This is a genomic window from Buchananella sp. 103232 (assembly GCF_058725725.1).
The window spans coordinates 1-12,226 of record NZ_JBZXJM010000029.1; the positions used below are offsets into that span (position 1 = coordinate 1).

At 69.4% G+C, this 12,226-nt stretch carries 6 protein-coding genes and 1 pseudogene; 5 read left to right on the forward strand and 2 right to left on the reverse strand.

Annotation, left to right across the window (positions count from 1 at the left end):
* Positions 1 to 972: 972 nt before the first annotated feature.
* Both AC4PWQ_RS04650 and AC4PWQ_RS04655 read right to left on the reverse strand, forming a co-directional pair.
* On the reverse strand, positions 973 to 5,007 hold the full coding sequence (locus AC4PWQ_RS04650) for a ZmpA/ZmpB/ZmpC family metallo-endopeptidase (RefSeq protein WP_492089910.1): 4,035 nt from the start codon (positions 5,005 to 5,007) through the stop codon (positions 973 to 975).
* A gap of 47 nt (positions 5,008 to 5,054) precedes the next feature.
* Entirely contained in the window at positions 5,055 to 5,468 is a 414-nt protein-coding gene (locus AC4PWQ_RS04655) for a hypothetical protein (protein WP_492089911.1), read from the reverse strand.
* Between the two features lie 471 nt (positions 5,469 to 5,939).
* Between AC4PWQ_RS04655 and AC4PWQ_RS04660 the strand changes: the two genes are divergently transcribed.
* The 5 genes and pseudogenes from AC4PWQ_RS04660 to AC4PWQ_RS04680 all read left to right on the forward strand — a co-directional run bounded on the left by AC4PWQ_RS04660 (position 5,940) and on the right by AC4PWQ_RS04680 (position 12,168).
* Positions 5,940 to 9,260, forward strand: a complete 3,321-nt coding sequence (locus AC4PWQ_RS04660) for a cell wall-binding repeat-containing protein (RefSeq protein WP_492089912.1) — start codon at positions 5,940 to 5,942, stop codon at positions 9,258 to 9,260.
* Positions 9,261 to 9,357: 97 nt separating this feature from the next.
* Positions 9,358 to 11,463, forward strand: coding sequence for a hypothetical protein (locus AC4PWQ_RS04665; protein WP_492089913.1), 2,106 nt, complete (start codon positions 9,358 to 9,360; stop codon positions 11,461 to 11,463).
* Positions 11,460 to 11,681, forward strand: a complete 222-nt coding sequence (locus AC4PWQ_RS04670; RefSeq protein WP_492089914.1) for a hypothetical protein — start codon at positions 11,460 to 11,462, stop codon at positions 11,679 to 11,681. Before AC4PWQ_RS04665 ends, AC4PWQ_RS04670 begins: the two co-directional genes overlap by 4 nt.
* Positions 11,663 to 11,872: pseudogene (locus AC4PWQ_RS04675) on the forward strand (ZmpA/ZmpB/ZmpC family metallo-endopeptidase); the annotation flags it as partial. The gene AC4PWQ_RS04670 and the pseudogene AC4PWQ_RS04675, both read left to right, overlap by 19 nt.
* Before the next feature lie 104 nt (positions 11,873 to 11,976).
* Complete coding sequence (locus tag AC4PWQ_RS04680) at positions 11,977 to 12,168, forward strand: hypothetical protein (protein ID WP_492089915.1); 192 nt, start codon at positions 11,977 to 11,979, stop codon at positions 12,166 to 12,168.
* The last annotated feature ends 58 nt before the right edge of the window (positions 12,169 to 12,226 follow it).

Below are 12,226 nucleotides of genomic sequence, written 5' to 3' on the forward strand. Positions count from 1 at the left end.
AAGCTTCAACTAGACGAAAAACCAGCCCAAACGTCGAGTTGAAGGGCTGAATGTCGAGTTGAAGGGCCCAACGTCTGGTTGACTGGGGGACCGGCGCAGCGTCGGTGGGACGTCATCAACCAAATGAGCCAAGTGCGCCACACACGGAGCGTGAAACTCGACGTTCGACACCCCAACTAGACGTTCGGTGCCTCAACTCGACGAAAAACCAACCCAAACGTCGAGTTGACGGGCTGAACGTCGAGCTGAAAAGCCGAACGTCGAGCTGAAGGGCCCAACGTCGAGACGACTGGGGGACCGGCGCAGCGCCGGTGGGGTGTCATCAACCAAATGATCCAGGGGCGCCACACACGGAGCGTGAAACTCGACGTTCGATGCCCCAACTCGACGTTCGATGCCTCAACTCGACGAAAGACCAGCCCAAACGTCGAGCCGAGCATTCAAACGTCCAGACGAAGACCCAAACGTCGAGCTGACTGGGGGACCGGCGCAGCGGCCGGGCGGGCATTGCGCAAACGGTTGAGCCTTTATGTTTCCTGTTTCGCCCTTGCTGTCGTGCTCGTAGCTTTCTTGCACCTCTTGTGGCGCTACGGGGCCGACTAAAGGTGCAATAGGTCGCCCAACGCTGTAAGAGTTACAACAACGGCTTAATGACTGCAACAACGGCGCAATCGTTTGCGCAAGGCCCCGGTTGGTGGCTGCGCGCAACTCGGCGATGCTAAGGCACGGAGCGATCGCGCCGGCCGGTCGCATGTACCCCGACCGCACGCTTGTACGCAGCGGGGGCAGGCTGCCAGCACCCACCAGCGCCCCCACCTTTACGTGTGAAGAGCGGGTGGTCCGGACGTGGGCTTGTGGCTTTGGAGCCGTGCACTCGATTCCCGGAAGGCGGGCGGGGCCGAGTAGGAATGGAGAAGGGGCGGTGGTCAATCCAATGAAACGGATTGACCACCGCCCCTTTCTGCTCCCCGGCTAGCGGATCATCGCGCGGAGTGCGCGCTCAACGGTCATGGACACCGAGTTGGTGCCGCCCATGATCGCGATTCGCTGCGGAGAACGTGCCCGCACGTAGGAGTCCACCGAGGTCGGCAATCCCGAGGTCGTGGTGAGCATCAGCACACCGCCGCGCCGCGATGCGAGGGCGGCTCCGGAAAGGGCGTCGGCGAAGTCCTTGCCCGTGGCGAACACGAATTCCGTGGCGGTAGGTGCGAAGGTATTCGCGATGGCTACGGCCGTGGCGTAGCGATCGGCACCGACGACGGCAGTGGACTTGGAGCCAGCGGTCCATCCTGCGGAGTCCAACGCGGCCACCGCGCTACCGCCGATCCCGAAGAGCTTCTTACCGACGTTTGCGTTCAGGTAGGTGCGGGACTGGACCGGCAGGATCCTGCTCTGGGAGTAGATCACCACCGCCTTGGCGGGCTTGGCCACGGCGCCCGAGGTGAGGCCGTCGGCGAAGTTGGTGCCGTCGGCAACCATCACCTTCTCCACCTGCACCAGCTTGGCGGTTTCGGTGGCCAGGGACACTGCCGTGGCGTATCGGTTCGTACCACCAAGCCGCTGCACGCTGATCCCATTGGCGCGCAGGCTCGCTTCGATCTGCGCCGAGATCACTGCGGTTCCACCCGCCAGGACCACGTGGTCGATGCCCTTCTCCTTTATTGCCGTCAAGATGGCGGGTTCCAGCGTCTTACCGTTCGTCAGGACCACGGGGGCTTCCAACGCTCCGGCCAGTGGCCCCGCAGCAACGGCGTCGGCAAAGCTCAAGGCATTGGCCATGACCACCGACCTGCTGGTGAAGTCCCCGCCAACCCACGCCTTAAGCGCGGTGTCGACGCGGTTGGTGCCTGCGAAGCGCTGAACAACCCTGGGGCCGGGCTGCGGCAGGTGCGTCGGCGTCGCGGAGGCACCGGAAGCCGCCGTGGCGCTGGGCTTGGGAGCCGCCGTGGCGCTCGCCGTGGCGCTCGCCGTGGCGCTCGCCGTGGCGCTCGCCGTGGCGCTGGGCTTGGGAGCCGGCGTGGAGCTCGGCTTCGCCGTCGCGCTCGGCTGCACTGTCGGCGTCGGGGAGGAGCTGGGGGCGGCCGCGTTCACGGTGATGGTGACCGTCTTAGTGGCGCTCATGCCGAACTCGTCGACGGCCAGCAGGGTGAGGCTGATTACCTTCCCACCTGCAGGCGCCGTCCCGACGATGCGGTTCTGGGCGTCCAGGCTGAGGCCGTGGGTGGCACCGGTCAGGCGAACCTGGGCGCTGTGGCCATCGGGGTCGCTCACGCGGACGGGCAGCTGGATGCTCGCTCCGGCCGCAACGGCAGCGTCGGCCACCTCGATCAGCGGAGCGTGGTTCTTCTTCACCACCACGGTGAGGGCCGCAGTGCCGGTCGCGCCGTCATTGTCCACGGCCTCCACGCTCACCGTGACCGCGCCGACGCCCTGTTGCAGCGGCACCACGCCGCTGATCTTGGTGCCGACCACGCGCGCCCAGCCGGGGGCGTCGGCAGCGAGGCGCGGCCCGGCAGCCACGCTCCCGTCGGCGTCCACCGCCGTCACGGCGGCCTCGAAGGGAGCCCCCTGGAACACCTCGAGGCGATCCGGGCTGACCGTCACCGCCGGCGCCTGATTCCTCGGCGTCGGGGTCGGCGTCGGCGTGACCGTCACCGGTGGCTTGGTGCCGCGCCTGATCTGGCGGGTTTCCATCTGGATGGTGATGGTGGTCGAGATTACCTCGGGCTCCCCAAGGGGCTCGCCGTCCCGGAAGCGCTGCAGGGTGACGATGGTGCGCTCGCCTTCGCGGCCCGGGCGGATGACCACGTCGGGCTCGGTGGACAGGACGGTGGGGTCCTCCACGATCTCGTCCTCAATCGGGATCTTCTCGGTGCGGGTGGAGCGCTCCTCGATGATCACCGGGCGCTTGAGCAGGTTGGTAAACCTCACCGAGTCCACCACCCGCTCGCCGGTCTTCAGCACGGAGGTGACGGTGAAGAGATCGGCGTTGGCGGGGTCGGGCGCTACCGTGATCGTTTGGGTGAACGCGGTCTCGTCGTACCGGACCTTAGGGTTGGTCCCGCGCACCTGGGTGTAGGTGAAGGTGTAGGTCCCGGCCTTGGTGAAGCTCCAGGTGCCCAGCTCGGCCCTGCCGTTGGCGAACGCGACCGGCTGGGTGGGCACGCCCGCGTAGCCCGCCGCGTCGTTGGCGGGGGAGGGCACCACCTTTACCTGGAAGGCGCGCTCGCCGAGAGGAGTGGGGTTCCCGCTGGCCTCGTCGAGCAAGGTGAGGTCGGCGCTGGCGGTGAAGGAACCGGCGCGCTGGGCGTAGATAGAGGTGCGGAAGTCGTCGGTGGAGAGCAGGTAGGTGCGGAAGATGCGCTCCTTGAGCGCGTGCACTTCGGTGCCGCCACCGGCCAGCCCCTTGTTCAGGTCCGGGGAGTTGCCCGCCTGGATCCTGGCCACGTCGGCGCGCACCGCAGCGTCCATGGCCGCCTGCATCTCGGCGGCCGTGTTGAAGCCGGCGGCGGGCTTCATGTCAGCGAACTTGTTCACGCGGCGCTGGAACATCGCCTTCTTGAAGGTGGCCATGTTGCCGCCGTGCTCGGGCATGATGGCGGCCAGGGCGGCAGCGTCGTTCGGGTACTTGTTTGACACGTAGCCGATCAGACCGTCCTGCCAGCCGTACTCCGCCAGGAGCTCGTGGGCGTAGCGCCGGAAGGAGATGCCGCCAACCGCTCCGGCGTCGGTCTGTTGCCCGGCGTAGATGGGCTCGAACAACGGCGCCACCACGTACTCGTTGTGGGGGACGGTGGTGAAGACCTCCAGCCCCTTTGGCATCATGCGCCCGGAAACCAGCCCGGCATCCACCACCTGGTCCAGCGTGGTGATCGCAGCGGCCTCCTCCTGGGGCAGGCGCTGGAAGGAGTCCACCGTGGTGGTGTGCCCGGGATCGGCCACCTGGACGATCTTGTTGAACGCTGCGGCCTTGCCGGCGGCGTCTAGCTTGAGCGCGGCCAGTGCCTCCATCGCGTCGAGCGAATAGAGAACGTCCATCGCGCCCCGCATGTAGTCCTTGACGTCGGCGGGATCCGAGAACCGGCGCGGGCTGGCGTTTTGCAGTCGGTTGGCGCCCAGCTCGTAGGCGGTGTTCAGGTTGAAGAACGGCGCGTACTGGGAGGTCCCAGGGGTGTTGTCCTCGGTCTCGTACAGGCCGCGCGCGTAGGTCTCGTGGCCCACGTCGGCCCGCCGCTTCAGGCCGTTGAACCACACGATCTGGTCGTAGATGTGGGTGAGCTCGTGGGTGTAGGTGTTGACGCCCTTGCGGGTGAGGGCCTCTGAGAGCCAGTAGCGGATGTCGGTGCCCTCTGCCACGCCGGAGGCGGAGGTGAAGGGCTTGTACTTGTTGAGGGGGACGATGAACTCCCGCACCCCGGGGTCGGTGGCCTCCCCGTACTCGGGCGACCAGCGCTTGGACGCCGTGTTGCCGGTGGAGGGGGCACGCTTCAGGGTGTCGTAGGAGACCACGTGGGCGGTGTTGCGGTAGTCGTTCTTGGTGGTGCTCATCCGCTCCCAAAAGGCCCAGAACGCAGTCTGCTCGGTCAGGGCTCGCTCCAGGGTGGCGTCGAACTGGGCGGAGGGGCCGCCGTAGGTGGAGGTCAGGCCGTAGGAGAGCGTCTCGGTTATGTTGCCGACGTAGACGCTGGGGCCGGACAGGGCCAGCAGCACCAGCAGGTGGTCGTCGAGGTTCGGGTCGCCGGCGTACTTCGCCCACAGCGGGGTGGGGGCCTTGTCTACGATGACGGCCTTTGAGGTCTGCTTCAGCCAGTCGTTGGGGGAGAGACCGGGGGCGTGCTGGGTGAGCTGTCCCTCGACGAAGGCGCTGATGGAGGCCGCCCCGGTCATGGCCGCGAGGAACCGCTTGTAGGCCGCGGCGGATTGGTAGCCGCGCAGCCATTCGTAGCCCGCGGTGCCGATGCTGTTGGCGACGTTGATGATGCTGGCGGCGTGGGGGCCGTCCAGCATGCGCTCCAGCGCGCTCTTGCCGGCCAGGTTGAAGCCGTAGTAGTGGTTCAGGTAGGTCTCAGTCCCAACAGGATCGTGGACTTGTTGTTCCGCAGGAAGGTGGCGTCGATTCCGCGCGGCTGGGCGATGCCGATCAGTCGGGGCATCTGGGTATCGAGCCCGGCCTTTAGGCGGGAAAAGGAGTCGGCCAGGTTTAGCTGCGCCATGTACTTTTCGTAGACGCGGGCCTCTACCTGCGCCTCCGTGGGTTCTTTGCCCAGTTCCTTTCGCAACGCGATGCGGGCGTTGATCGGGTCCAGCGCGCGAATTCGGGGCTTGCTGGCCTTCACCACGTCCACGTACGTCAGTGCGTGAAATTCGCTCTTGACCTGGTCCCACGTCGACGCGGCAGAGGCGCTGTTTGCGGGGGCCGCGATCGCCGTGGCGGATAGGCCGGTCCCGGCCAGGATGAGTGCCAGCACGGTTGCGGCGGCGGCAAGCGCGGCGCGGAGGGGCGCCCTGCGGGGTTCACAGGTTTTGTTGTGTTTGGGTGACAAACCACTGTCATTCCTATTCTTGGTTTTCGCACAAGGCGATAGACACTTTTGGGGAGAATATTACGATCGGTTCACCCGCCAATCCCCACCTGAGAGGCCCCTCCGACGCGTCTCACACTCCGCGCGGGCACGCCCGCCACGAGGTCGGCAGTATCGCCACCGCGCGCCGTGATAGCCGAGCGCCAAAGAGCGGCGGGAAAACGCGCGACGGCCGGCCGCCCCCAAACGCGCCCGGCGCGGTGCCGGCGTAATGAAGAGACGGGCGACGTGGGCAGCGTCGTGCAAAATGCTCGCCCACCGCGCAAAGGCACCCGCAGCGCTCGACCGGCAAAAGCAAAAGCCTTGCCTGCCAAATGACCCGTTTGAGGCGCGGCAAAACGCCTTATGCTGACCGGTATGGCTAAACGCGGGGTACGGGGCGCCAAGTTGGCGTTAATGGCGGCAGTTGCGAGCCTGGCGGTTATCGTGCCGCCTGCGGTGTCGCTGGAGGCCACAACGCTCAATCCACCCAGCACCGCTGCGGGGATGCACGACGCTGCCGTGGCGGCCGCCGCGCCGGTGCACCCCACCCCGGCCGCCACCGCCGATCCCGCCGATCCGCACGACCCGTGGAGCGGCGGGGACGCGGTGACGAATGACGTGGGCCCGGACGACGTTTTGCCGGGCCTGCCGCCCAAGGCACCCGGTGTGTTGCCCGAGCCCCTGCCGGAACCGACGGCCCCGCCCCTGCCCTCGCCCTCGCCCTCGCCCAGCGGCAAGCCAGACCACGGGGAGGGGCCGATCATCGGCATCGGAGACGCCGTGGAGGCGACCTCCCTGGGCGTGGGCGTGGCCGGCGGGAGCGTGAACAGCGCGCTCCAGACCCAGGACGGCACCATCCTGGCCGGGGGCAGGGAAAGCGCGCTCAACATCTTCGCCGCCAGCTTCGCCGCCGGCTCCTGGACCACCAGCGCAACCGGGGTGTGCGCGCAGTGCGGCAACGCCTGGGCCGCCGCGCTCTCCGCCGACGGCACCAAGGCCTACTTCGCCGCCAATTCCCCCAGCAGCCTGTGGGAGCAGGACCTGTCCACCGGCCGGCTGCGCCAGCTCACCCAGGTGCTACCAAACGCCCTGCCCTACCTGGGCCCGGGCAAGATCGGCGCCTTCGACGCCGCCACCGCCCCGGACGGATCGGTCTACCTGGGCTCCTACGGCCGCCTGGACCCACTGGGTGGCATCCCGTTGCCCGGCGCCGTGCTGCGCTACAACCCCGCCACGGACCGCGTCTCCCTGGTGGGCACTCCCCACCCGGGCGCCCTCATGGTGCGCTCCGTGGCCACCGCCCCGGACGGCACACTCTTCGCGGGCACGTCCTCCGGCTCGGCTCGCGCCCGCCTTTTCTTCCTGCGGCCGGGCGGAACGTCGTTCACGGAGATCCCGCTGGGACTGGCCGAGATGGGGGCCTCGTCGGTCTACGACCTGGCGGTGGTTGGCGACCACGTGGTCGGGGGAGCGGGGGAGAACCGTGGTCGCCTGGTCATCGTGGACCGCAACGATCCAGAAAACGGCGGGCGCGTAATCGAGGTCCCCGGCACCACCCACATCGACCTGGTGGCACCGGTGAACCAGAAGCACTTCGTCTTCTCGGCGCGCAGCGAGGGCACCATCTACCTCGGCGACGTCGAAACCGGCCAGTTCAGGGCGCTCGGCACGCCGGTGCACGGCGACGAGACGCGCGGTCTCTTCACCTGGGAACAGGACGGGGCCAGCTACCTGCGGGGCGTGAGCGGATCGGGCATCGTCTGGCAGGTACCCGCGCCCGCAGCAACCGATGTGGCCGGCTGGGAGGCGCTGCGGCCCTGGGCGGCCAGCAGCGTGGTCTCCGCCAGCTTCCAGGACGTGGCAGGAACGGGCGAGCTGCCGGTGCAGGGCGCGGTGGCGGCGGTCGACGACACTGCCCTGGTGGCGGGATCGTGGAAGCTCGGCATTTTCCAAAACGGGGTGCGCAGCGACCACTACATCAGCGGCGAGTTGAAGACGGTGCAGGGCCACCAGGGCGCCTACTACGGCGCCACCTACCCCAACGCGTGGGTGTGGCGCGTGGGCAAGGACGGCCGGGCCGAACTGCTCGCCAAGCTGGACCGCAGGTACCAGTCCCGTCCCTTGTCGATCGATGTCGATGCCTCCGGCATCCTGATCGGCACCCGCGCGAACTACGGCTTCGCGGGCGGGGCCGTGAATTACATCGCGACCAGCCGGAGCGGCGCGCCCAAACCGGTGGTGCACGTGGACCCGCTGGGCAAGGGCTCCATCAACGTCGTCAAGCACCTCAGCCGCACCGACGCGCTCATCGCCAGCTCGGTGCAGGCCGAGGCGGCAAGCGCCCAGGAGGAACGCGCCGAGGTGGCCCGGATCAACAAGGTCACGGGAGAGGTGCGGTGGCGCGCCGAGTTCGACACCAAGGCGTTCATGGGCGCCGCCGTCACGCCCCACGGCATCCTGCTGGCCGCGATCGGCCACAAGACGCTCCTACTGGACCCGGACACGGGCCGGCTCCTGGCCCAGGGCATCGGGCCGCAGACCGGGCGCCTGGTGGAGGTGGGGCAGGACGCGGTGGTCTTCCTGGAGCACCCCTGGCTGGTGCGCATGGAGGTGCGCCCCGGCGGGCGGCTGCTGGCCACGCGCCACCGCCTGCCCCAGAGCGCCCAGGAGATCGTGGAGATCGTGCAGGCCGGGCAGGCCGGCCAGGGCGGGCAGCCGGGTTCGGGCCAGTCGGGTTCCGGGCAGCCGGGCCCGGACCAGAACACGCTGTACGGCATCGAGCGGCGCGGCAGGCTGCTGCGCCTGGAGCTGACCCCGGCGCGCGTCTGGCGCACGGCGGGGCAAGACCGCTACGCCACTGCGGCGGCATTCGTCTCGAGCGAGTCCACGTGGGAGCAGACGGCGGTGATCGCCTCCGGCTCTGACTACCCGGACGCGCTGGCCGCCGCGCCCCTGGCGGCGAAGCTGCGGGCCCCGGTGCTGCTCTCCGCGCAGTCGTACCTACCGGTCGCCACCCGCAGGGCCCTGCAGCGCGGCGGGTTTACCCGGGTGGTGCTGGTGGGCGGGCACAGCTCCATCGGGCCGGCAGTGGAGGCGCAGCTGGCGGCAATGGGAGTGACGGTGGAGCGCCTGGGCGGGCAGTCCCGCTTCCACACCGCCGCGCTGATCGCCGCGCGGGTCTGCCCGGCGCAGAACTGCCCGGCCTTCGTGGTCTCCGGCTCCACCTTCGCCGATGCCCTGTCCGCAGGTGCCGCCGCCAGCAAGACCGGCGGCGTGGTGTTGCTGGCGCAGCGCGGCCTGCCGGGCGGGCAGACCCCGTGGTACACGCACGCCGCCCGGCGCTACGTGGTGGGCGGGCTCGCCGCCTCCCAGCTGGGCACCGCACCGGCAGAGCCCACCGCCGTCTTTGCCGGCCCGGACCGGTTCGCCACCGCCGCGAGCGTGGGCGAGCAGTTCTTCCCCGACGCGGGCACCGCGATGCTGGTGAGCGGCGTGACGTTCCCGGACGCGCTGGCCGCCTCCGGCATCTGCGCCCTGGAGGGTGCGCCCATCGTGCTGGCCACCGCCGACACCCTGCCGCCCGCCACGGCGAGCTACCTGCGGGATTCGGACGTCTGGCGCGTCGAGATCGCCGGGGGCGCCAACTCCGTGACGAGCTACGCGCAAGAGGGCGCTTTCCACGCGGTGTCCAACTGACACGCGTCACTTCCCAATAGGTCGGCGCGCCCAGGCCGGTTCGCATAGAGTAGAGCGCGGTAGAACTGAAGAGGATGGGACCAGGTAAGGAGCGGCGATGAGCCACGGACAAGACAAGAACAACGGCGGGCGCGATCGCTCCTGGCAGGCTGGTTCCAGCCGTTTCAACCGGGCCTCCGGGCCGCAGCGCTCGGAGAGCGGCGCGCCGCGCGGTGAGCGGCGCGACTTCGACCGCCGCGACGGTGAGCGTCGTTCCTTTGACCGCGATGGTGGCCGACGTTCCTTCGATCGCTCCGAGCGCGGCTGGGGCCGCGATGGTGAGCGCCGTGACTTCGACCGGGGTGGGCGTGGCTTTGAGCGCCGCGACGGTGAGCGTCGTGACTTCGACCGTGGCGGCGAGCGCCGCTCCTTTGACCGTTCCGAGGGTGGGCGTGGCCCGCGTCAGGGCTGGGGCCGCGATGGTGAGCGCCGTGACTTCGACCGTGGCGGCGAGCGCCGCTCCTTTGACCGTTCCGAGGGTGGGCGTGGCCCGCGCCAGGGCTGGGGCCGCGATGGTGAGCGCCGTGACTTCGACCGGGGTGGGCGCGGCTTTGAGCGCCGGGATGGCGAGCGTCGTTCCTTTGACCGCGATGGTGGCCGACGTTCCTTCGATCGCTCCGAGCGCGGCTGGGGCCGCGATGGTGAGCGCCGTGACTTCGACCGGGGTGGGCGCGGCTTTGACCGCCGCGACGGTGAGCGTCGTTCCTTTGACCGCGATGGTGGGCGCGGGCCGCGCCAGGGTTGGGGCCGCGACGGCGAGCGCCGCTCCTTTGACCGCTCCGAGCGCGGCTGGGGCCGCGATGGTGAGCGCCGTGACTTCGACCGTGGCGGCGAGCGCCGCTCCTTTGACCGTTCCGAGGGTGGGCGTGGCCCGCGCCAGGGCTGGGGCCGCGACTTCGACGGTGACGCGCGTGAGGTGCGCACGGAGCGCGACAAGTTCGCCGCCCGCCAGGCGGAGCGCTCCCAGCGCGAGGGCGGCATGGACGCCGACCAGCGGGGCCAGGACTCCCAGCGCCAGGCGCCGGCCCAGGGCCTCTACTCCGGCCCGGAGTTCCCGGCCGACGTCACCGACAAGCTGCTGGACCGCCCCACCCGCATGCGCCTGCGCACGCTGTCCGAGCGCAGCGCCGAGGTGGTCGCCAAGCACCTGGTGATGGTGCAGCGCCACCTGGCCACCGACCCGGAGCTGGCCTGGGCCCACGCGGAGGCCGCCGTGCGCAACGCGGGCCGGGTGGACGTGGTGCGGGAGGCCGCCGCGCTGGCCGCCTACGCCTCGGGCCGCTTCAGCGACACGCTGCGGGAGGTGCGCGCGCTGCGCCGCCTCTCGGGCCGCCACGTCCACATCGCCATCGAGGCCGACTCCGAGCGCGCCCTGGGCCGCCCCGAGAAGGCACTGGAGATCATCGCGGGCGCCGAGCGCTACTCGATGGACGTCATCGAACGCGCCGAGCTGGCCATGGTGGCCTCCGGCGTGCGCGCCGACCTGGGCCAGTTCGACGCCGCCCTGCTGGTGGTGGAGCAGGCCCTGGAGGGTCTGCAGCTGGACGAGGAGACCATGCTGCGCCTGCAGTCCGTGCGCGCCGACCGGCTGCGCGACCTCGGCCGGGACGACGAGGCCGACGCGCTGGTGGAGCAGTACAACCTGCACGAGCTCGAGGAAGAGGACGTCGAGGTCTACGACGCCGAGGAGGACTTCGACGAGTCCGCTGCGGCGCAGGATGAGGCAGACGAAGCTGACGCCGCCGCCGCCGACGCCGCCGACGGCGAGGAGACCGGCGCGGAGCTCGACGGTGCCGAGCTGGACGGTGCCGATGAGCTGGATGGTGCCGATGAGCTGGATGGTGCCGATGAGCTGGATGGTGGGGACGCGGAGCTGGCCGCAGCGGCGCAGGAGCTCGTGAGCGAGTTGGCGGCAGAGGCGGGCGGCGAGCCGGCCGACGCCGACGATGCCGCGCTGCTGGCCCAGGCACAGAACTACGACGTGGAGGCCGAGGTGGACGAGCTGCTGGCCGAGGTCGAGGCCGAGGCCGCCGCCGAGGCGGACCAGCTCGCCGAGGAGGCAACGAAGGAAGCCCGGGCCGGCAAGGCACCTGCGGGCACCGAGGCGGGCGAACAGGAGGACCTGTTCGACGTCGGGGCCCTGGAGTCCGAGGAGGAGAAGTGAGCGGCGCGCCGGAGTACCGCCCCGGCGTGCTGCTGGGCTGCCAGGTGCCGCTAAGCGAGGCCTACCAGGTGGCGCTGCTGGACCTGGACGGGGTCTGCTACGCCGGCAAGCTGCCGATCGACTTCGCCGCAGAGGGCATCAACGCCGCGCGGGCGTCAACACCTACACCCACGAGCTCACCCACATCTACGACCAGATCGTGTGGTTCGACGGCCTGAAGCGGCGGGCCGACGTGGGCCACGAGACCTACGCGCGCGGCCTGTACGAGACCGAGGACAACACCCCTGGGACCTCCCAGTACGCGCCGTTCTTCAACCTGAACACCGCCTACGAGCTGGGCGCCAACCGACTGCAAAACGCCAGCCCGCGCCGGTTCTCGGATCCCGCCGACGTCAAGGACTACATGCGGGGCGCGATGGACGTTCTCTATTCGCTCGACGCGATGGAGGCACTGGCCGCGCTCAAGCCAAGACGCCGCCCGGCAAGGCCGCAGCGTTCAACAAGATCGTCCAGGTGGCCGATCCCGGGCACACCACCACGGTGGACTCCTTCCAGCGCCTGCCCCAGGAGGAGGCCGCTGCGATCACCACGCTGGACCAGGTGGTGGATGCCGGGCTGGTTTCCGGGCGCATGATGCCAAAGGGGCTGGAGGTCTTCACCACCGTCCCCCACAACGAGTACGTGGTGGCGCCGTTGTTCGAGTGAAGCGGCGCACGAAAAACGTCTATGGGTCCCAAGACTACGTTATCATGTCTACCTTCGT

Bases quoted from the DNA above. Each gene is read 5' to 3' on its own strand.
- AC4PWQ_RS04650 (WP_492089910.1), bottom strand. From the start codon at position 5,007: ATGCTGGACGGCCCCCACGCCGCCAGCATCATCAACGTCGCCAACAGC.
- AC4PWQ_RS04660 (WP_492089912.1), top strand. From the start codon at position 5,940: ATGGCTAAACGCGGGGTACGGGGCGCCAAGTTGGCGTTAATGGCGGCA.
- AC4PWQ_RS04665 (WP_492089913.1), top strand. From the start codon at position 9,358: ATGAGCCACGGACAAGACAAGAACAACGGCGGGCGCGATCGCTCCTGG.